Annotated in this window: 16 protein-coding genes; 8 read left to right on the forward strand and 8 right to left on the reverse strand. The window is 72.1% G+C overall.

The window, feature by feature from the left end:
• Nucleotides 1–70: 70 nt before the first annotated feature.
• The 6 genes from ACGFIV_RS13590 to ACGFIV_RS13615 form a co-directional block, all read right to left on the reverse strand.
• The gene (locus ACGFIV_RS13590; protein ID WP_358555627.1) at nt 71–2,101 is read right to left on the reverse strand and encodes a bifunctional aldolase/short-chain dehydrogenase; all 2,031 of its coding nucleotides are present in this window, start codon (nt 2,099–2,101) and stop codon (nt 71–73) included.
• A 2-nt stretch (nt 2,102–2,103) separates the two neighbouring features.
• Nucleotides 2,104–3,258, reverse strand: a complete 1,155-nt coding sequence (gene rhaI, locus ACGFIV_RS13595; protein ID WP_358555624.1) for an L-rhamnose isomerase — start codon at nt 3,256–3,258, stop codon at nt 2,104–2,106.
• A 129-nt stretch (nt 3,259–3,387) separates the two neighbouring features.
• The gene (gene rhaS / locus ACGFIV_RS13600; protein WP_358555621.1) at nt 3,388–4,473 is read right to left on the reverse strand and encodes a rhamnose ABC transporter substrate-binding protein; all 1,086 of its coding nucleotides are present in this window, start codon (nt 4,471–4,473) and stop codon (nt 3,388–3,390) included.
• Nucleotides 4,473–5,537: an ABC transporter permease gene (locus ACGFIV_RS13605; RefSeq protein ID WP_358555618.1), complete on the reverse strand. Its 1,065-nt coding sequence runs from the start codon at nt 5,535–5,537 to the stop codon at nt 4,473–4,475. The genes rhaS and ACGFIV_RS13605 overlap by 1 nt, the downstream gene beginning before the upstream one ends.
• Nucleotides 5,527–6,570 carry an ABC transporter permease gene (locus ACGFIV_RS13610; RefSeq protein WP_358555615.1) on the reverse strand — a complete coding sequence of 348 codons (1,044 nt, stop codon included), beginning with the start codon at nt 6,568–6,570 and terminating at the stop codon, nt 5,527–5,529. The genes ACGFIV_RS13605 and ACGFIV_RS13610 overlap by 11 nt, the downstream gene beginning before the upstream one ends.
• An 85-nt stretch (nt 6,571–6,655) precedes the next feature.
• Complete coding sequence (locus ACGFIV_RS13615) at nt 6,656–8,149, reverse strand: sugar ABC transporter ATP-binding protein (protein ID WP_358555644.1); 1,494 nt, start codon at nt 8,147–8,149, stop codon at nt 6,656–6,658.
• Between the two features lie 305 nt (nt 8,150–8,454).
• Here ACGFIV_RS13615 and ACGFIV_RS13620 point away from each other — a divergent pair, with 305 nt between their 5' ends.
• The 4 genes from ACGFIV_RS13620 (at nt 8,455) to hypF (ending at nt 14,561) form a co-directional block, all read left to right on the forward strand.
• A complete protein-coding gene (locus tag ACGFIV_RS13620; RefSeq protein ID WP_358555612.1) occupies nt 8,455–9,486 on the forward strand; it encodes a substrate-binding domain-containing protein in 1,032 nt (343 codons plus the stop codon).
• A gap of 135 nt (nt 9,487–9,621) precedes the next feature.
• Entirely contained in the window at nt 9,622–11,046 is a 1,425-nt protein-coding gene (locus tag ACGFIV_RS13625; protein ID WP_358555641.1) for a rhamnulokinase family protein, read from the forward strand.
• Between the two features lie 199 nt (nt 11,047–11,245).
• Complete coding sequence (locus ACGFIV_RS13630; protein WP_358555609.1) at nt 11,246–12,238, forward strand: Gfo/Idh/MocA family oxidoreductase; 993 nt, start codon at nt 11,246–11,248, stop codon at nt 12,236–12,238.
• Nucleotides 12,239–12,242: 4 nt separating this feature from the next.
• Nucleotides 12,243–14,561, forward strand: coding sequence for a carbamoyltransferase HypF (gene hypF / locus ACGFIV_RS13635; RefSeq protein WP_358555606.1), 2,319 nt, complete (start codon nt 12,243–12,245; stop codon nt 14,559–14,561).
• Nucleotides 14,562–14,591: 30 nt separating this feature from the next.
• Here the strand turns inward: hypF and ACGFIV_RS13640 are convergent, their stop codons facing one another.
• The gene (locus ACGFIV_RS13640; protein WP_358555603.1) at nt 14,592–15,296 is read right to left on the reverse strand and encodes a lysophospholipid acyltransferase family protein; all 705 of its coding nucleotides are present in this window, start codon (nt 15,294–15,296) and stop codon (nt 14,592–14,594) included.
• 204 nt (nt 15,297–15,500) lie between these two features.
• Between ACGFIV_RS13640 and ACGFIV_RS13645 the strand changes: the two genes are divergently transcribed.
• From ACGFIV_RS13645 to ACGFIV_RS13660, 4 genes are all read left to right on the forward strand, one after another.
• Nucleotides 15,501–16,262 carry an alpha/beta fold hydrolase gene (locus ACGFIV_RS13645; RefSeq protein ID WP_358555600.1) on the forward strand — a complete coding sequence of 254 codons (762 nt, stop codon included), beginning with the start codon at nt 15,501–15,503 and terminating at the stop codon, nt 16,260–16,262.
• Nucleotides 16,263–16,324: 62 nt separating this feature from the next.
• A complete protein-coding gene (locus ACGFIV_RS13650) occupies nt 16,325–16,783 on the forward strand; it encodes a hypothetical protein (RefSeq protein WP_358555597.1) in 459 nt (152 codons plus the stop codon).
• Nucleotides 16,784–16,932: 149 nt separating this feature from the next.
• Nucleotides 16,933–20,052: a BTAD domain-containing putative transcriptional regulator gene (locus ACGFIV_RS13655; protein ID WP_392834701.1), complete on the forward strand. Its 3,120-nt coding sequence runs from the start codon at nt 16,933–16,935 to the stop codon at nt 20,050–20,052.
• 161 nt (nt 20,053–20,213) lie between these two features.
• Nucleotides 20,214–20,879 (forward strand): M15 family metallopeptidase, encoded by a 666-nt coding sequence (locus tag ACGFIV_RS13660; protein WP_358558333.1) that lies wholly within the window; start codon nt 20,214–20,216, stop codon nt 20,877–20,879.
• A gap of 247 nt (nt 20,880–21,126) precedes the next feature.
• Here ACGFIV_RS13660 and ACGFIV_RS13665 read toward each other — a convergent pair.
• Nucleotides 21,127–21,483: hypothetical protein (locus ACGFIV_RS13665; protein ID WP_358558335.1), on the reverse strand; the 357-nt coding region annotated here is incomplete at its 5' end.

The raw sequence follows: 21,483 nt of genomic DNA on the forward strand, positions 1-21,483 counted from the left end.
ACCGCGCTCGCGTGCCAGGACCTGGGCCCGGACCGCGCTCGCGTGCGGATCCGGCGGTCCGGGGGAGGGGTCAGCGGAGGAAGGCGGCGGGGACGCCGGCGTCCACGGGGATGTGGAGGCCGGTGGTGAGGGACAGGTCTCCCCCGGTGAGGGCGAAGACGGCGGCGGCGATGTGCTCGGGCAGGACCTCGCGCTTGAGCAGGGTGCGCTGGGCGTAGAACTCGCCCAGCCGCTCCTCGGGCACGCCGTACACGGCCGCGCGGTTCGCGCCCCAGCCGGAGGCGAAGATGCCGGAGCCGCGGACCACGCCGTCGGGGTTCACCCCGTTGACGCGGATGCCGTGCGCGCCCAGCTCGGCGGCGAGCAGGCGGACCTGGTGGGCCTGGTCGGCCTTGGCCGCGCCGTACGCCACGTTGTCCGGGCCCGCGAACACGGAGTTCTTGGAGGAGATGTAGATCAGATCTCCACCCATCGCCTGATTTATCATGACCTGGGCGGTTTCGCGGGAGACGAGGAACGAGCCCCTGGCCATGACGTCGTGCTGGAGGTCCCAGTCGGCGGCCGTCGTCTCCAGCAGCGATCTCGACAGCGACAACCCGGCGTTGTTGACCACCAGGTCGACCCCGCCGAAGGCGAGGACGGCCCGCCGCACGGCCGCGCCGATCTGCTCCTCGGAGGTCACGTCGGCCTCGACGGCGATCGCCACGTCGCTCGAACCCAGCTCGGCGGCGACCTTCTCCGCCGACCCGAGGTCGCGGTCGGCCACCACGACGCACGCGCCCTCGGCGGCCAGCCTGCGGGCGGTGGCCGCCCCGATGCCCGAACCGCCCCCGGTCACCAGCGCCACGCGGGTGGCCAGCGGCTTGGGCTTCGGCAGCCGCCTGAGCTTGGCCTCCTCCAGCTCCCAGTATTCGATGCGGAACTTCTCGGACTCCTCGATCGGCCGGTAGCCCGACAGCGCCTCGGCGCCGCGCATGACGTTGATCGCGTTGACGTAGAACTCGCCCGCCACGCGCGCGGTCTGCTTGTCCTTGCCGAAGCTGAACATTCCGACGCCGGGCACGAGCACGATCGCCGGGTCCGCGCCGCGCATCGCGGGCGAGCCGGGGACGGCGTGCCGCTCGTAGTAGGCGCGGTAGTCCTCGCGGTAGGCGGCGTGCAGCTCGCGCAGCCGGGTGACGACCTCGTCGAGCGGCGCGCCCGGCGGCAGGTCGACGACCAGCGGCGCGACCTTCGTACGCAGGAAGTGGTCGGGGCAGGAGGTGCCGAGGGCGGCCAGGCGCGGGTGCTCGGCGCGGGACAGGAAGTCGAGCACCTCGGGGGTCGCGGTGAAGTGGCCCACCCGGCGGGCGTCGGTGGAGCACAGCCCCCTGATCACCGGGAACAGCGCCGCCGCGCGCTCGGCCCGCTCCCCCTCCGGGAGCGGCTGGTGGATCACCGGGCCAAACGGCTCGGGCCGGCCGTGCTCGGCGATGTGACGCTCGGCCGTACGGATGATCTCCAGGGACCGGGCCTCGCACTCCTCGCTCGTGTCGCCCCAGGCGGTGATGCCGTGGCCGCCGAGGACCACGCCGATGGCGCCGGGGTCGGCCTCCTTCAGCGCGGCGATGTCCATGCCGAGCTGGAAGCCCGGACGCCGCCAGGGCACCCACAGCACCCGGCCGCCGAAGATCTCGCGGGTGAGCGCCTCGCCGTCGGCCGCCGTCGCGATCGCGACGCCGGCGTCCGGATGGAGGTGGTCGACGTGGACGGCGTCGACGAGCCCGTGCATGGCGGTGTCGATGCTCGGCGCCGCGCCTCCCCTGCCGAAGGCGCAGTGGTCGAACGCCGCGACCATCTCGTCCTCGCGCTCGACCCCGGGATAGACCCGGGTCAGCGAGCGCAGCGGATCGAGCCTGAGCACGGCCAGTCCCGCCTCGGTCAGCGTGCCGAGGTCTCCGCCGGAGCCCTTGACCCACATCAGCTCGACGCCCTCCCCGGTGACGGGATCGGTCGCGGTGCCCTTGGCGGAGGCGTTGCCCCCGGCGTAGTTGGTGTTGCGGGGGTCGGCGCCGAGGGCGTGCGCCCGCCGCAGGAGCTCGTCGACGGGTCCGGTGGTCATGGTCAGGCCCCCCATCCGGCCTGCGCGCCGCCCACGCGCTCGGCCACGATCTTCTCGGCGTACCCCGAGCGGCGGTAGGCGGCCATCGGGTCGGGATCGAGGCCGGACTCCTCGCGCAGCCCGGCGAGCAGCGGCCGCACGTCGGTGTTGTAGGCGTCCATGAACACGGCGTTGGCGCCGAGGACGTCGCCCTCGGACTGGGCCTTCCCCAGCGACTCGCCGTCGACCAGCAGCGCCTTGGCCGTGGCCTCCTGGACGTTCATCACCGACCGGATCTGGCCGGGGATCTTGGCCTCGATGTTGTGGCACTGGTCGAGCATGAACGCGATGTGCTCGGCGTAGCCGCCGCCCCTGATCACCTCGTACATGATGCGGAAGAGCTGGAACGGGTCGGCCGCGCCCACCATCAGGTCGTCGTCGGCGTAGAAGCGGGAGTTGAAGTCGAACCCGCCGAGCTTCCCCTCGCGCAGCAGGAACGCCACGATGAACTCGATGTTCGTGCCCGGGGCGTGGTGCCCGGTGTCCACGACCACCTGGGCCTTCTGCCCGAGCCTTTGGCAGTGCGCGTACGCCGTGCCCCAGTCGGGCACGTCGGTCACGTAGAAGGCTGGCTCGAACAGCTTGTACTCAAGCAGGAACCGCTGCCCCTCGCCCAGCCGGTCGTACACCGCCGCCAGCGCCTCGGCGAGCCGGTCCTGGCGGGAGCGGACGTCGTCCTGCCCGGGGTAGTTGGTGCCGTCGGAGAACCACAGCTTGAGCGTGCTGGAGCCGGTGAGGTCCATGATGTCGACGCACTCCAACAGGTGGTCGAGCGCCTTGCGCCGCACCCCCGGGTCGGGGTTGGTGACGCTGCCCAGCATGTAGTCGTCGTCCTGGAAGACGTTGGAGTTGATCGCGCCGATGCCGACGCCGAGCTCGCGGGCGTACCGGGCCAGGCCGGCGTAGTCGTCCACCTTGTCCCACGGGATGTGCAGGGCGACGGCCGGGGCGACGCCGGTGAACCGGTGCACCTGCGCCGCGTCGGCCAGCTTCTCGTACGGATCTCGCGGCACGCCCTTCTGGGTGAACACCTTGAACCGGGTGCCCGAGTTGCCATAAGCCCAGGAGGGCGTCTCGATGCGCTGCCGTCGCAGCTCCGCCTTGATGTCCGTTGCCATGAGGGTCCCCGATCAGTCGAGATGGAAAACTCCGTCGAGCGTGAACATGCCCTCGCCGGGACGGCCGCCTTCGAGCTCCACGAAGGACGGCGCCCCGCGCGAGCCGTACACGGTGGTTCTGGGTGAGGTCTAGAAGTCGAACTGGTCGATGTTGGAGGCCTCGAAGGTGAAAGGCGGGCCGAGGATGATCTCGCCGTCTTCGCCGATCGTCTTCTCGCCGAGCTTGCCGGCCTTGAAGGTCTCGCCCTCGGCGCCGGTGATCTGCCCGGAGGACAGCGCGGCGGCGGCGTAGGCGGCCAGGTAGCCGAGGTCCTTGGGGTTCCACAGGGCGAACTTCTGGACGGTGCCGTCCTTGACGAACTTGCGCATCTGGTTCGGCGTGCCGAGCCCGGTCAGCACGACCTTGCCCTTGTACTTGGAGCCGGAGATGTAGCGGGCGCCCGCCGAGATGCCGACCGTGGTCGGGGAGATGATGCCCTTCAGGCCGGGATACGCCTGCAGAAGACCCTGGGTCTGCTGGAACGACTTCTGGTCCTCGTCGTCACCGTAGGCGACCTTGACGAGCTTCATGTCCTTGTATTCGGGCTTGGTCAGCTCGTCCTTCATGAACTCGATCCAGGTGTTCTGGTTCGTGGCGTTCGCGGTGGCCGAGAGGATGGCGATGTCGCCCCTGTGGCCGATCATGTCGGCGAGCAGCTTGACCTGGCTGCGGCCGACCTCCTCGGAGCTGGCCTGGTTGATGAAGATGTCACGGCACTCCTTGGCGGCGTCGGAGTCGTAGGCCACGACCTTGATGCCCTTGCCCATCGCCTGCTTCAGCGGGCCGCACACCGCGTTGGCGTCGTTGGCCGCGATGAGGATCGCGTCCTGGCCCTGCTGCGTGAGCGTGTTGATGTAGGAGATCTGGGACGACGCCGACGCGTCGGAGGGGCCGACCTCCTTGGCCGTGCCGGAGAACTCCTTGGCCGCCTCGATGCCCGCGTTGTCGACGATCGTCTCGTACGGGTTGTTGATCGCCTTGGGGAGGAAGGCCAGCTTCAGCCCCTGCTTGACGGGCGCGTTCGGGTCGGCCTTGGCCGACGACGCCGGGGGCGCGGCCGCGGGCGCGGACGACGTGGCGGAGTCCTTCGTGGTGCCGCCGCAGGCCGCCAGGCCGAGCGCCAGGACGCTCGTGGCGAGGACCGCGGAGGCGAACCGCCGTGAAGAGTTCGTCATCATCGATTTCCTTCTTCCGTGGAGGTGCGGGGGGTGCGCGAAGACGGGGAGCGGCGTCGTTGTCGCAGGACCGCCGCGAGGCGCGGGGTGAGGACCGAGACGATGAGGAGAAGGCCGGTGACGATCGACTGGATCTCGGTCGCCACGTCGTTGAGCATGAAGAGGTTGCGCAGCAGCCCGATGAGCAGCACGCCGGCGATGACCCCGCCGAGCGTGCCCTTGCCGCCGTCGAAGTCGACGCCGCCCAGCAGCACGGCCGCGATGACGGCCAGTTCGACGCCGAAGCCGTTGTCGGCCCTGGCGCTGCCGTACCTCAGCGTGAAGATCACGCCGGCGAAGGCCGCCACCGTGCCGGAGACCACGAACAGCACCAGCTTGACGCGCTTGACCCGGATGCCGGCGAAGAAGGCCGCCTCCTCCTGCGCGCCGATCGCGAACAGCGCCCGTCCGGCCCCGGTGGCGTGCAGGACGACGCCCGTGACGATCGCGAGGAGGACGAACAGGGCCACGGGGTACGGGACGGGGGTGCCGGGCACGTCGCCGGTCACCAGGTCGGTGTACCGCTGGGGGAACTCCGCCACCGCCCTGTCGCCGAGCACGACGTACGCGAGGCCCCGGTAGAGCGCGAGCGTGCCGATCGTGACCGCGAGCGAGGGCAGGCCGAGCCGGGTGACCAGCAGGCCGTTCACCAGCCCGCACACCGCGCCCACGACCACCACCAGCGGGATGATGGTCTCGATCGCCCAGCCGCCGTCCCACAGGGCGCCGAGCAGGGCGCTCGACAGCCCGAGGACCGACGCCACGGAGAGGTCGACCTCGGCGGCCACGACCAGGAGCGTCATCGCGAGCGCGATGAGCGCGATCTCGCCGAGGTCCCCCAGGGCGAACGACAGGTTGCCGGCGCCGGCGAAGTCGGGCGAGCCCGCCGCGCCCGCCAGGAACACGGCGATCAGCAGCGCGGTGACCAGCACGTCCCAGCGCGCGAACCGGCCGAGCGCGGACCGGGCGGCCGGGGGACGGGGCGCCGTGTCACTGCCGGCGGTGGTCATCAGGTCAGGCGCCATGGCGGACGCTCCTCCTGCGCAGCAGCCGCGTGACCCGCACCGCGAGCACCCGGTCGACGGTGATGGCCAGCAGCAGCAGCGCGCCGGTGAGCGCCTGCTGCCAGAAAGAGTTCACCTTCAGCACGACCAGGGCGCTGCCGATGGTCGTCAGCAGCACCGCGCCGAGCACCGCGCCGTACACCGTGCCGACGCCGCCGACGATGGCCACCCCGCCCACCACGACGGCGCTGACCACGAGCAACTCCCAGCCCCGGGCCGAGTCGGCGACGACCGTGCCGAACCTCGCGAGCCACAGCACCCCGGCGAGACCGGCGAGCGCGCCGCTGAACAGGTAGGCGGCCAGGACGCGGCGCCGTACGGGCACCCCGGCGAGGCGCGCGGCCTCGGGGCTCGACCCGATGGCGTAGAAGTCGCGCCCGGAGGGATAGGAGCGCAGGTAGTAGCCGACGGCCAGCATGACCACGACCGTGATGACCGGGAGGTACGGAACGCCGAGCACGCCCTCGTTGCCGAGGTCGAGCAGGGCCGTCGGGAGGTCGACGGCGTTGATCTGCCGCCCGTGGGCGATGTAGTGGTCGAGGCCCTGGATGACGTACAGCGTGCCGAGGGTGACGACCAGGGCGGGCACGCGGCAGAAGCTCACCAGCAGGCCGTTGAGCAGCCCGCACGCCGCGCCGGTCGCGACGCCGAGGACGAGCGCCACCACGACGCCCCGCCCGCCGGGGTCGGCGGCCAGGAACTCGCCGGTGGAGAAGGCGACCAGCCCGACGACCGACCCCACGGACAGGTCGATGTTCCTGGTGATGACGACCAGCGACTGCCCCACGGCGAGCAGCGCCAGGATCGAGGTGTTGAGGAAGATGTCCGTCACGCCCTGGCCGGACAGGAAGTTCGGGTTGACGGCGGCGGTGACGACGACCAGGACGGCGATGGCGGCCACCAGGCTGAGCTCGCGTGCCCGCAGGACCAGCTCGACCAGGCTCCGGGCGCCGCGCTCCGCCGCCGGCCCCTCGCCGGCCGTGACGGCGGTCACGCGACGCCCTCCGCGCCCGCTCCTGAGCCGCCGGTTCGCGGGGTGGTCAGGCGGCGCGGCCGTTGGCGGCCGGTTCGCGGGGCGGTCACGCGGCGGCCCCCGCGGCGCGGCCGGTGGCGGCCGACATGACGCTTTCCTCGGTGGCCCTCTCACGCGGGATCTCCGCGGTGAGCCGTCCTTCGTGCATGACGAGCACGCGGTCGGCCATGCCCAGCACCTCCGGCAGGTCAGATGAGATCATCAGGACGGCGATGCCTCGCCCGGCCAGCTCGGACAGCAGCCGGTGCACCTCGGCCTTGGTGCCGATGTCGATGCCCCGGGTGGGCTCGTCGACGATCAGCACCGCGGGGTCGGTGGCCAGCCATTTGGCCAGGACGACCTTCTGCTGGTTGCCACCGGACAGGACGTTCACCGCGTCGCCGAGCCGGGTGAACTTGAGCTGGAGCCGTGTGGCCCAGTCGCGCGCCCGGTCGCGCTCGGCGGCCCGGGAGATCACCGGGCCCCGCCGCACGCTCCTGAGGCCGGTCAGGCCGATGTTGCGCTCGATCGACAGATCCATGATTAGGCCCTGCTGGCGGCGGTCCTCCGGGACGAGCGCGAGGCCCGCGGCCATGGCGGCTGCCGGGCTCCCGGCCGGCAGGCGGCGCCCGCCGACGCGCACCGAGCCCGCGTCCCAGCGGTCGACGCCGAAGATCGCGCGGGCGACCTCGCTGCGGCCCGCCCCGACCAGGCCCGCCAGGGCGACGATCTCGCCCCGCCGCACCTCGAACGAGACGTCGGTGAACACGCCCTCGCGGGTGAGACGGCTGACGGTCAGCGCCACCTCGCCCGGCGTGGTCTCCTGCTTGGGGTAGAGGGTGTCGAGGTCGCGGCCGACCATGCGCCTCACCAGGTCGTCGGGGGTGAGCCCGGTGACGCGCTCACTGGCCACCCAGGCGCCGTCGCGCAGGGTCGTGACGCGCTGGCAGAGCTCGAAGATCTCGTCGAGCCGGTGGGAGATGAACAGCACCGCGCAGCCCTGCCCCCTGAGCGCCTCGACGACGGTGAACAGCCGGGCGACCTCGTTGCCCGACAACGCGGCGGTGGGCTCGTCCATGATGAGGACGCGCGCCTCGCGGGACAGCGCCTTGGCGATCTCGACGAGCTGCTGGTCGGCGATCGACATGCCGCGCGCGGGCCTGCCCGGGTCGAGCGCGACGCCGAGGCGCCGGAACAGCCCGGTGGCCTCGCGCCGCATGGCGCGCCGGTCGATGCGGCCGAACCGGGCGCGCGGCTGGCGGCCCATGAAGATGTTCTCCTCGACGGACAGATCGGGGAAGAGCGTGGGCTCCTGGTAGATCACGGCCACTCCCGCGTCCTGCGCGGCGGCCGGGCCGCCGAACTCCACGGGCTCGCCGTCGAGCAGCACCTCGCCCTCGTCGGGGCGGTGGACGCCCGTCAGGGTCTTGACGAGGGTGGACTTCCCCGCGCCGTTCTCCCCCGCCAGCGCGTGGGCCTCGCCGGCGAACAGCTCCAGCGAGACCTCCCTCAGCGCGCGGACCGCGCCGAACGACTTGCTGACCTGCCTCAGTGCGAGCACCGGCGGCGCCGCGCCGGAGACCGGCCCCCCCGGGGCCTCGACCTCGCCCGGATCCCTCACAGACCCGCCCCTTCCCTGGCGCTTGGCATGCGGAGCCAAAAACGTTTTAATGGCCTTGCCCGGACGCTACGGCCGGTCCGGCGACCATGTCAATGGGGGGTGAAGTCGCTGTTTCCAGAGCGTTACCGGGCTCCTCGCCGCTTCCCCGGCACCGGTCCCGCGTCCTCTGTGCGATATTCGTACGAGGCCTGGTGCGCGCCGCCGCTGGCACGTTTTAATAAACGCCGACCACAGAAGGAGTACGGATGACCACGGGGAGCACCGGAAGCACGGTGAGTATCAAAGAGGTCGCCGCGCAGGCCGGGGTCTCGCCCGGCACGGTGTCCAACGTGCTCAACCGGCCCCAGAAGGTGGCGGCCGAGACGCGCTCGCGCGTCGAGCAGGTCATCAGGGAGCTCGGCTTCGTGCGGCACGGCTCGGCGTCCACGCTGCGCGCGGGCCACAGCCGCACCATCGGCCTGTCGGTGATCGACATCGGCAACCCGTTCTTCACCGACGTCGCGGCCGGCGTCGAGGACATGGCCAGTGAGCTGGGCTACGCCGTGATCCTCGGCAACTCCTCGGGAGACCGGGTGAAGGAGGAGCGCAACCTGCGCGTCTTCGCCGAGCAGCGGGTGCGGGGCCTGCTGATCACGCCCTCCGACGAGGATCCCGGCCGGCTCGACGTGATCCGCGACCGCGGCATCAGCGTCGTGCTCGTCGACCACCCCGCCCACCGTCCCGACCAGTGCTCGGTCGCCGTGAACGACATCACCGGCGGGCGCACGGCGGCGGGCCACCTGCTCGACGGCGGGGCCGCCCGGCTCGCGTTCGTCACCGGTCCGCTGACCATCCGCCAGTGCCTCGACCGCATGAGCGGCGCCGAGCAGGCGATCGCGGCGGCGGGGCTCGACCCCGCGTCCGCCCTGGAGGTCGTCGAGATGCCCGCCATGAACGCCAGGGCGGGGCAGCGGGCGGCCGAGAAGCTGGTGGGCGGGCCCCTCCTCCCCGACGCGATCTTCTGCGCGAACGACCTGCTCGCCCTCGGCCTGCTACGCGGGCTGCTCCAGGCGGGCGTGCGCGTGCCCCACGACGTGGCCCTCATCGGCTACGACGACATCGACTTCGCCGCCGCCTCCGCCGTGTCGCTCAGCTCGATCCGCCAGCCGACCTACAAGCTCGGCCGCATCGCCACTGAGCTTCTCCTCGACGAGTGCGACAACCCGGAGAGCCATGCCCACCAGCAGATCATGTTCCAGCCCGAGCTCGTGGCCCGCGAGTCCACCCGGCGCGAGTGACATGAGCCCGCGCGCGGCACGGCCGCCGGTTGATCCGGTCCAGCGGGTCCAGCGGGTTCAGCGGGTCCAGCGGGTTCAGCAGGTTCAGCGGGTTCATAGGGGCGTCCGGCGTGTTCGCGAGGTGGTGAGGTGGCGGTGAGCACGGTCGCGGCCGTCGACCTCGGGGCCTCCAGCGGGCGGGTGATGACGGCGCGGATCCACGCGGGCGGGGTCGAGCTGAGGGAGGTCCACCGGTTCGCCAACCGGCCCGTCCGGGCGTCGGGCACCCTCCACTGGGACATCCTGTCCCTCTACCAGGGCGTTCTCGACGGCCTGCGCAAGGCGGGCCCGGTCGACTCCATCGGCGTCGACTCCTGGGCGGTCGACTACGGCCTGCTCGACTCCTCCGGCCGGCTGCTCGGCAACCCCGTCCACTACCGCGACGAGCGCACCTCCGGGGTCATGGAGGGGGTGGTCGCCGAGCTGGGCGCCGCCTCGCTGTACGGGGTGAGCGGCCTGCAGTTCCTGCCCTTCAACACCGTCTACCAGCTCCTGGCCGACCGCGAGGCCCTCGCGCGGGCGAGGACGCTGCTCATGATCCCCGACCTGCTCACCTACTGGCTGACCGGGTCGATCGGCGCCGAGACCACCAACGCCTCCACCACCGGGCTGTACGACGTCCGCGCGGGCGACTGGGCACGCCCGCTCATGAGCCGCCTCGGCCTCCCCGGCGAGATCTTCCCCGATCTGCGCCCGCCCGGCTCCCCCGCCGGAGTCCTGCGTCCCGACGTGGCCGCCGAGATCGGGAACGGCGGCGAGCCCGTGCCCGTGGTCGCGGTGGCCTCCCACGACACCGCCTCGGCCGTGGCCGCCGTGCCCGCCGCCACCCCGCGGTTCGCCTACATCTCCTCGGGCACCTGGTCGCTCGTCGGCGTCGAGCTTCCCGCGCCGGTGATCACCGACGAGAGCCGCGAGGCCAACTTCACCAACGAGGGCGGCCTCGACGGCACCACGCGCTACCTGCGCAACGTCATGGGGCTCTGGATCCTCCAGGAGTGCCTGCGTGCCTGGGGCGACCCCGGCCTGCCGCGACTGCTGGCCGCCGCCGAGCGCGCGAGCCCGTTCGCGGCGCTGATCGACCCCGACGACCCCTCCTTCCTGCCTCCCGGCGACATGCCCCGGCGCATCGCGGCCTACTGCGAGCGCACCGGCCAGCGTCCCCCCACCGGCGAGCCGCAGATCGTCCGCTGCGTGCTCGAAAGCCTCGCCCTGGCCTACCGGCGTGCCGTGCGCGACGCCGCGCGCCTCAGCGGCCACGACGTGGAAGTGATCCACATCGTCGGCGGCGGGGCGCGCAACGGGCCGCTCTGCCAGATGACCGCCGACGCCACGGGCCTTCCGGTGCTGGCCGGGCCGGTGGAGGCCGCCGCGCTCGGCAACGCGCTGGTCCAGGCCCGCGCCCACGGCGTGGTCACCGACATCCGCGAGCTCGTACGCCGGGGCGAGCCCATCACCGCGTACGAGCCGCGGGGCGACCGGTCCCTCTGGTCCGCCGCCGCCGACCGCCTGCCCGTCCCCTAGGCCCCAGAAGCCCCTGGACCTCTGGACTGCTTGCGCTCTGGACCGCCGGACCGCGCCTGGAAGGCAGGCCGCCGGGACACAGGTGACCGCGAAGAGGTATCTCCCGGGCAAAAGGTACGTGCATTCTGGACCCGGACAAGCGAAGCGCGCCGAGCCCGTACGGACCGTACGGCGGCGGCCGCGCCTGGAAGGAGCTTTCGTGCTGTCGTGGGGTATCGCGGCCACGGGCGGCATCGCCCGCACGGTCGGACAGGTGATCGCGCGGGAGCCGGGCATGCGGGTGGCCGCCGTCGGCTCCCGCGATCTCGGCCGGGCGCGCGGGCTCGCCGGCGAGCTGGAGGCGCCCCGCGCGTACGGCTCGTACGAGGAGCTGGTGCTCGACCCGGAGGTCGACGTCGTGTACGTCGCGACGCCGCACTCCCACCACCTGCCGGTCGCGGAGCTCGCCATCGCGGCCGGGCGCGCGGTGCTGTGCGAGAAGCCCCTGGCCGCCACGGCCGCCGACGCCGAGCGCATGGTGAAGCTGGCGCGCGAGGCGGGGGTCTTCCTCATGGAGGCCATGTGGATGCGGTTCAACCCGCTGGTCACGCGGCTGCACGGGCTCGTACGCGACGGGAGCTTCGGCACGCTCAGGTCGGTGTCCGCGTCGTTCGGGTTCCCCATGGCCTACGACCCCGCGCACCGGCTATGGGATCCCGCGCTCGGCGGCGGGGCCCTGCTCGACCTCGGCATCTACCCGATGGGCCTGGCCCAGCTCCTGCTCGGCGAGCCCGGCGCGATGACCGTCACCGGCACCCTGTCGCCATCCGGGGTCGACGCCGAGGCCGGGCTGCTGATGTCCTGGAACGACGGCGCGCGGGCGCTGCTGGACACCTCCCTGCTCGGCCCGCTGGCCAACACCGCCTCGGTGACCGGCACGATCCTGCGCGCCGACCTCGACGCCCCCTTCTTCGCCCCCACGCGCATGGTCCTGCACGGCTCCTCCGGCGAGCCGGAGGAGCACGTGATCGCCGCGTCCGATGACGGGTACGCCGGGGAGCTCCGCGAGGTGCGCGACGCCCTGGCCGAGGGCCGCACAGAAAGCGCCGTCATGCCGCTTTCGGACAGCCTCGCCATGATGCGCCTGATCGAGGAGGCGCGGGGGCACGTCGCGCGCCTTCGTTGCCTGTCGCCGGTGCCCGCCGGAGACTGATCATGTGAGCCCTAGCGTCCGTGCCGAGATCCGGGTCGACGGTGTCGTCCAGGGGGTGGGATTCCGCCCTTTCGTCCACCGGCTCGCGACGCGGCTGGGGTTGTGCGGAGTGGTCGGCAACGACGAGCATGGCGTGTTCATCGAGGTCGAGGGCGTCTCCACCGCCGTTGCCGAGTTCCTGGAGACCGTACGGCATCGGCCGCCTCCGCTGGCGATCGTCGACCGCGTCACCTCGCGGGAGGTGCCCGTCACGGGCGAACCCGGGTTCGGCATCGCGCCGAGCACGGGCGCGGGCCGAGGGCGGGCCCTCATCTCCCCCGATGTCGCCACCTGCGCCGACTGCCTGCGGGAGCTGGAGGACCCCTCCGACCGCAGGTACGGCTACCCGTTCATCAACTGCACCGCCTGCGGGCCGCGCTTCACGATCGTCCGGGCCTCTCCGTACGACCGGGCAGGCACCACGATGGCGGCCTTCGCGATGTGCGACGCGTGCTCGGAGGAGTACCACGACCCGGCCGGCAGGCGGTTCCACGCCCAGCCGGTGTGCTGCGCGGCGTGCGGCCCGCGCCTGCGACTGGTCGACGGCGCGCTGCAGGAGATCCCGGGCGACCCCGTTCGGGAGGCGGCCCGCCTGCTGCGGCGGGGACGGCTCCTCGCGGTCAAGGGGATCGGCGGGTACCACCTGGCCGTCCGCGCCGACCTGGAGCGTGCGGTCACGGCGCTGCGCGCCAGGAAGCACCGGGAGGAGCGCCCGTTCGCGCTGATGGTGCCCGACCTGGCGGCGGCCCGCCTGCTCTGCGCCATCGACCCCGACGAGGAACGGCTGCTCACCGGCCGCCGCCGCCCCATCGTGCTCCTGCGCCGCCGGACCCGGCACGCCGGCGGTGGGATCGCGGAAGGCGGGGTCGCGGAGGCGGTCGCGCCGGGGGCGCGGTCGCTCGGGGTGATGCTGCCCTACTCGCCCCTGCACCACCTGCTGCTGCGCCAGTTCCCGCAGCCGATCGTGCTGACCAGCGGGAACGTCTCCGACGAGCCGATCGCCTACCTCGACGACACGGCGCTCGCACGCCTGGACGGCATCGCGGACGCCTTCCTGACCCACGACCGGCCGATCCACACGCGCGCCGACGACTCGGTCGTCCGGGTGTTCCGGGGCAGGGAGCTGCCGATCCGCCGCTCGCGGGGCTACGTCCCCGCGCCGTTGACCCTCGCGGAAGGGGTCCGCCGTCCGGTGCTCGGGTGCGGAGCCGAGCTGAAGCACACCTTCTGCCTGGCCGAGGGGCGCCGCGCGTTCGTGTCGCACCACATCGGGGACCTGGAGAACTTCGAGACCCTGCGGTCGTTCACCGAGGGCGTCCGGCACTTCCAGCGGCTGTTCGGCGTCAGGCCCGAGCTGGTCGCCCACGACCTGCACCCGGAGTACCTCTCGACGAAGTACGCGCTGGCTCGGGAGGGCGTCGAGCTGGTGGGCGTGCAGCACCACCACGCGCACATCGCGTCGTGCATGGCCGACAACGGCGTGGCCGGGCCGGTGATCGGCGTGGCCTTCGACGGGCTCGGGTACGGCCTGGACGGCACGCTGTGGGGCGGCGAGTTCCTGGTCGCCGATCTGGCCGGGTTCGAGCGGGCCGGGCATCTGGAGCCGGTGCCGATGCCCGGCGGCGCGACGGCGATCCGGCAGCCGTGGCGGATGGCCGCCGCCTATCTCGGCGCGGGGGCGCCGGAAGGACTCGGGGTGCGCGAGCGCAACGCCGGGCGATGGGACGCCGTCGCCGCCATGGCCGCACGCGGCGTCAACGCGCCGCCGACCTCCAGCGCAGGACGCCTGTTCGACGCCGTCGCCGCCCTGGTGACGGGCCGCGACACGGTCACCTACGAGGGACAGGCCGCCATCGAGCTGGAGCGGATCGCCGCCCCCGGCGAACAGCGGGCGTACCCCTGCCGCATCCTGGACCCCGCCGCCACCGGAACCGGGGGCGCGGACGGGGAGCGGCCGTTCAGGGTGGTGGGGCTCGATCTGGTGGAGGCGGTCGTGGAGGACGCGGGGGCCGGGGCGGCGGTGATCTCCGCGCGCTTCCACAACGGGGTCGCCCGGCTCGTCGCGGAGGGCTGCCTGCGGGTACGGGAGCGCACCGGCCTGTCCACGGTCGCGCTGTCCGGCGGGGTGTTCCAGAACCTCTACCTCGTCGAGCGGGCGGCCGCCCTGCTGGAGGAGCGCGGGTTCACGGTGCTGCTGCACTCCCGTGTGCCGCCCAACGACGCGGGCATCAGCCTCGGACAGGTGGCGGTGGCGGGAGCCACACCACCGGACCGGGCGAACTGACGGCCCCTGACCGGCCGCCGCCGAGGACGGCTAGGACGGTGCGGCCTTCTTCGCCGCGCGGGCCATCTCGACCTTGGCGCTGGCGGCGTACTTGTCGACGTACTCCTGGCCGGACAGCTCCATCAGCGCGTACATGATCTCGTCGGTGACGGCGCGGAGGACCAGCCGGTCCTCCTCCATGCCGTAGTAGCGGGAGAAGTCGAGCGGCTTGCCGTACTTCACGCCGGGGCGGATGCCGAGCTTCGGGAACCTGCGCCCGGGAGGCATCATCTCGAAGGTGTTCACCATCGCCCAGGGGATGACCGGCACCCGGGACTCCAGGGCCAGCCGGGCCACGCCGGTCTTGCCCTTGTAGAGCCGCCCGTCGGGCGAGCGGGTGCCCTCGGGGTAGATGCCGAGCACGTGGCCCTCCCGCAGGATGCGCAGGCCGGTGCGCAGCGCCGCCTCGCTGGCCTTGCCGCCTGACCGGTCGATGGGCACGGTGCCGACGCCGGTGAAGAACGCCCGGCTCAGCAGCCCCTTCACACCGCGCCCGGTGAAGTACTCGGCCTTGCCCAGCGAGATGACCTTGCGGGGCAGCGGAAGCGCGCCGAAGAAGTGGTCGGCGAACGACAGGTGGTTGCCCGCGAGGATCGACGGGCCCTCCTTCGGGACATGCTCGGCGCCCTCTGACCAGGGACGGAACACCAGATGGAGGAACGGCGAGAGAATGGCCTTCACCACCCAGTAGAACACTCGGGCACCCCTTCGCTGGCTTTCCTCTGAGTTCACACCGCTGTAACCGCGTGGCGTCATCTTCGCATGCCGGGCGCACCTCACCTACACCTCACCTTCAACCAACACCGTCCACCCAACCGCGACACCGGGCTCGCGGATCTCGCGGGACGGCCCTCGAACGTGCGACGATCGGGCGAGCCATCATCAGGAGAGGAATCCAACATGCCGCTCATGCCCGGCTCCGAGCCATATCAGCACGAAGGTGGCCAGGTCGGGGTCCTGCTCTGCCATGGGTTCACCGGGACGCCACAGTCGTTGCGCCCCTGGGGGCGCTACCTGGCGGATGCGGGCCTGACGGTGTCGGTGCCCCGCCTGCCCGGACACGGCACCACCTGGCAGGAGATGAACCGCACCCGCTGGGAAGACTGGTTCGCCGAGCTTGAGAGGGCCTTCGAGAGCCTCAGGAGCACGTGCGCCGAGGTCTTCGTCATGGGCCTGTCCCTCGGGGGGTGCATGGCGCTCCGGCTGGCCGAGGTGCACGGCTCCTCGGTGCGGGGCCTGGTGGTGGTGAACCCGTCCATCGTGAACGACGTCCCGCTGATGAAGCTCGCGCCCGTGCTGAAGTTCGTACTCCCGTCGGTCGCGGGCGTCGCGAACGACATCAAGAAGGAGGGGGCGACCGAGGTGGGCTACACGCGCACCCCCGTCAGGGCGGCGGCCACGCTCCCGAAGCTCTGGTCACTGGTCCAGTCGGAGCTCGGCCGCATCACCCAGCCCGTGCTCGTGTACCACAGCCCCGAGGACCACGTTGTGAAACCGGCGAGCGTCGAGCTGCTGCGCCAGGCGCTCGGCGGCAACCTGACGGTGCGCGAGTGCGCGAACAGCTACCACGTGGCGACGCTCGACAACGATGCGCCCGAGATTTTCGAGGGTAGCCTCGACTTCATCAGGGCCCACGCGTCGGTACCCTTGCAGAGAGACTGATCCCGCTGCGGAGAAGACTGATCCGACCTCATCATGAGCAGAGGAACGAATCGAAGTGACCGGTGACGCCCCAGAGTGATGAGGACGAGGTCTGGCGTCAGATCGTCGCCTCTTTCAACGAAACCGCCGAGGCGACCTCGGCCGGCCAGCCATGGCCGGATCGCGAGAACGTCCCCGTCGAAGACGCCCCCCAGCAGGTGATGGCGGAGATCCCCGCGGAGACCCGTGAGGAGGAGCGGGCCGCCTCGGCCCCCTCCCCCGAAGAGGACGACGGCGACCACTACGTCCCGCCTCCCCCGCCGCCGCTCCCGAAGATGGACGCGGGCACCAAGATCGCCTGGTTCGCGCTGTTCGGCGGTCCCGCGTACCTGCTGCTCGCCGCGCTCCTGTCCTGGCCGATGGACGGGTGGATCGTGTTCGCCGCCATCGCCGCCTTCATCGGGGGCTTCGTCGCGCTGATCGTGCGCATGGGCGACGGGCCGCCTCCCGACTCGGGCTGGGACGACGGCGCGATCCTCTGAGGCCGTCCCTCCGGCGACCGACGGCTCTCCCACCACCGGCGAGCCCTTCGCGTCGGATGATCGAATGATCTCGCACCCAACGGGTTCCGTTTCGTGGGCGGCAGTGCTATCACTTGCCTCTAGGCGGCCTGGGAGCCCACGGAGGACGGTTGGAATTTCGTCTGCTCGGTCCGGTTGAAGCGTCGCACCGCGGGGAGCGGCTCTCGCTGGGCGGCCCGAAGCCGCGTGCCCTCATGGCGGCCCTGCTCCTCAGCTCGGGCAGGGTCGTCTCCGGTGAGCGCCTCGTCGACGCCCTGTGGGGAGACCGTCCGCCGAGCAGCGCCAACGCGCTGATCCAGACCTATGTGTACGGGCTTCGCCGCGCGCTGGTGCGGGCCGGGCACGATCACCTGCTGGAGACCAGGCCGCCGGGATACCTCATCCGGCCCGAGCCGGGGCAGCTCGACCTGCGGGCGTTCGAGCACAGGGTCGCGGAGGGCCGCCGCCACGCCGCCGACGACCGTCATGACGCCGCGGCCGAGGAGCTGCGGGCCGCGCTGGCCATGTGGCGGGGGTCGGCCCTCGGCGGCATCGGCAACGCGCTGCGCGGGGAGGCCGAGCGGCTGGAGCAGACCCGCCTGTCGGTCCTTGAGGAGCGGATCAGCGCGGAGCTCGCCGCGAACTGGGAAGTGGAGCTGGTCGGCGAGCTGACCGAGCTGGTCTGGGCGTATCCCACCCGCGAGCGGCTGCGCGGCCAGCTGATGACGGCGCTGTACCGGCTGGGCCGCCAGGCCGACGCCCTGACCGTCTACCACGAGGGCCGACGCTCCCTGGCCGACGAGCTGGGCGTGGACCCCGGCGCCGAGCTGCGGCACCTGTTCGAGGCGATACTGCGGGCGGACCCGTCACTGTCCCGGCCCAGCGTGCCGCGAGCCGCCGGCCCACGGCCCTCCCCGGTGGACGCCTCCTCGGCGACCCCGTCCCCCGCGAACACCACGGCGGACCCGTCTGTAGCGCCCGCACAGCCTTCCGGCCAGGGGGAGCAGCGGCAGGAGGTCGTGCCGGGACACCTGCCGCGCGGCGTCGCCGACTTCACCGGGCGCGGCACACAGATCGCCGAGCTGACCGCGTGCCTGACCGCCCCCAGCGACACGGTCACGGTGGCGGTGATCTCCGGCAAGGGCGGCGTCGGCAAGTCGGCGCTCGCGGTCAAGGTCGCCCACCAGCTGACCGAGGCGTACCCGGACGGGCAGCTGTACGCCGGCCTGCGCGGCGTCAGCGACTCCCCCGCCCCTCCCCTGGAGGTGCTCGGGCGGTTCCTGCGCGCCCTCGGCGTCCCTCCCGCCGCGATACCCGGCACGCTGGAGGAGTGCGTCGACGCCTACCGCAGTATGCTCGCGGGGCGGCGCGTGCTGGTCGTCCTCGACGACGCGGGCACCGAGCGGCAGGTCCGCCCCCTGCTGCCGGGCAGCCACACCTGCGCGGTGATCGTCACCGCCCGCAAGCGGCTGGCCGGGCTGGCCGGGACGAGCCTCACCGACCTCGACGTCCTCCAGGCGGACGCGGCCGTGGAGCTGCTGTCCCGCATCGTCGGCCACGCACGCGTCGACGCCGAGCGCGAGGCGGCACAGCGCATCGCCCTGCTCTGCGGCCACCTGCCCCTGGCCCTTCGCACGGCCGGCGCGCGGCTGGCCGCCCGTCCGCACTGGTCCCTCCAGACCCTGGCCACGCGTCTGGCCGACGAGCGCCGCAGGCTCGACGAGCTCACCGCCGGCGACCTCGAGGTACGGGCCAGTGTCGCGCTGAGCTACCGGGGGCTCGACGCCCAGGCCCAGAAGGCCTTCCGCGCGCTCGGGCTGCTCGGGGTGCCCGACTTCGCCTCATGGGTGGTCGCGGCCCTTCTGGGAGTACCCGAGCAGGAGGGCGAGGAGGTGACCGAGCGGCTGATGGACGCCCAGCTCGTCGACTTCGTCACCGTCGACAGCGCCCAGCAGGAGAGGTACCGGCTGCACGACCTGCTGCGCGTGTACGCGGCCGAGCGGGCGGAGGCCGAGGACCCCGAAGAGGAACGCGCCGCCGCCATGACCCGCGCCCTGGGCGGCTGGCTGTGGCTGATCACGCGCACAGCGTCCAGGAGCCCTTCGGGCGCCCTCCCCTTGCGCAGGCGATACACAAAGGCCCTGCCCCTGGGCGCCGAGGCCACGGAGCGCGTCACCGCCGGCATGACGGCGTGGTTCAACGCCGAGGCCCCGGCCCTGGTCGTCGCCGTCGAGCGGGCCGCCGCGATGGACCTGCACGAGGTGGCCTGCGAGGTGAGCGCGGCGCTGTGCTCCTCCTCGTTCTCGGTGGACGCCCGGTTCGACGAGTGGCGGCGCACCCACGAGGCGGCGCTCGCGGCCGTACGCCGGGCCGGCGACGTGCTCGGTGAGGCGACCCTGCTGGTGGGGCTCGGCCAGTTGCGCAACAGGCAGGACCGGTACCTTGAGGCGCGGCGGTTCTTCCACGAGTCGCTCCCCCTATTCCGCAAGGGCGGAGACGCCCACGGGGAGGCGATCGCCCTCGCCGGCATCGGCACCGCCTGCCGCGAGGAGGGCGACCTGGACCAGGCGCTGCCCCACCTGGAGCTGGCCGGGGCGGCCTTCGAGGAGCTCGGCGACGACTCGGGGACCGGCTACGCCAAGAGGCTGGCCGGATCGGTGTTCCTCGATCGCGGCGACTACGCCGCCGCCTCGGCGCTGCTCAACGACGCGCTGGCCGCCTTCAGACGGCTAGGTAGCAAGCGCGGGGAGGCCCTCACCCTTCGCACCGCCGCGCTGCTGCATCGCGCCTCGGGCGACCTGCGCCAGGCGGAGTCACTGAGCGAGCGGGCGGTCGAGCTGCTGCGCGAGTCCGACGACGTGCTGATGGAGGCCTACGCGGTCCAGTCGCTCGCCAAGACGCGGATCCGGCTGGGTGAGCACGCGGCCGTCCTGCCCGATCTGCTGGACGCCCTCGGCGTCTGCACCGGCCAGGCCGACCGGTTCGGGGAGGCGCTGATCCTGCGCACGATCGGCGAGCTGCACCTCGCGCGGGGCGACTACGCCGCGGCCGGGGAGCAGCTCCGCCGTTCGATCGCCGTATGGGACGACCTGGGCCTGCCGCTGTTCCGTGCCCGCTCGCAGCGTGACCTGGCCAGCGTCCGGGAGGCGACCGGCGACGCGGCGGGGGCGCGGGCGCTTCGCGAGGAGGCCCTCGCGGTCTTCGCCGCCCTGGGGACTCGGGAGTACAAGGAACTTCTCTCCGTTCTTTAGCGCGTTTTTGGAGAGAACTTCTAGAGGTGCGGCCGAACCTGGCGGCAAGGGCCGACAGCGTGAAGCCCGGCCGCCTTGACAGGCCCGCTCAGCGCACGGCCGTCGCGGGGCCCACATGCCGCAGGCGGTCGCTCCGCCTGGCACAGTGCTAAGGAGAGACCGTGTCAGAGATCATTCTCATGTCCGATCCTCGCGTGGCCGCGATACCGGTCGAGGAGTCGGGCGAGCCGCTGGTGGACCTCCGCGAGAACCCCGAGATCCTCCTCGACGAGCGCCTCGCCGACCCGGAGGGCGCATTCGCCCACCTCCGCGAGGAGGCGGCGCAAAGGCTCCTGCGGGCACAGAAACTGCTGCCGGACGGGCTGCGCTTCCTCGTGGTCGAGGGGTACCGCCCGTACTCGCTGCAGGAGCAGTACTTCACCGGGTACATGGGCAGGCTCCGGGCGGCCAACCCGGAATGGCCCGAGGACCATCTCTACGTGCAGGCCAGTCGCTCCCTGTCCCCTCCGCACATCGCCCCCCACGTCTGCGGCGCCGCGGTGGACGTCACGCTGTGCACGACGGCCGGGGAGGAGCTGCCCATGGGCACCGAGGTCAACGCCAGCCCCGAGGAGAGTGACGACGCCTGCTACACGGCGGCGGCCAACATCTCGGTGGAGGCCAGGGCCAACCGGGAGATCCTCTCCAAGGTCCTCGAGGAGGCCGGGCTGACCAATTACCCGACCGAATGGTGGCACTGGTCCTACGGTGACAGATATTGGGCGCTCGCCACCGGCTCTGGGGCCGCCCGCTATTCCCATGTGAACCGGCCACCCGCCGGCCGGTGAGAACCTGAACCGGTAACGAAGAGAAACGATCCCGGGAAGACCCCTGAAACACAGGGATTCCTTCCCGGGATTTCTTCGTGCCCGGGGCCGGCCCGCCATATCGCGGCGGGCCGGCCGATGAGCGTCGAGGCCCTCACCACATGACTTGAGGGGGCGGACGTTCGTCCGCCCCCTCAAGGGTCACAATCGGTTCGTTCTCCGGAGGGCGTCTGACGGTCACCGCCCCTGCCGGCCGGATCTTCGGTGACTAGCGGGCGAGGCCCTGGGTGTCGATGCCGTCGCCGTTCCAGTCGCCGATGACGGGCAGGTCCCCGGTGGTGTTGCCGTAACCGATCGCCCTGGTGTTCTCGATGGCGCCGGTCACCGCACCGGTGCGCATGTAATAGGTGGCACCCATCTTCACCCCGATGTTGTCCTTGCCATCACCGTCCCAGTCGCCCACCAGCGGAATGGCGTTGGGGTCACCGTAGGCGATCACGTACTGCGCCACACCGTTGGCTGGGTTGTCGCTGAGCAGGAAACGCCCGTTGGCGGGGTTGTAGGCGCTGATGGTGTCCTTGCCGTCACCGTTCCAGTCACCCACCACCGGAAGCCAGGGAGCGTC

This window comes from Sphaerisporangium sp. NPDC049003 (assembly GCF_043197795.1).
Lineage (GTDB): Bacteria > Actinomycetota > Actinomycetes > Streptosporangiales > Streptosporangiaceae > Sphaerisporangium.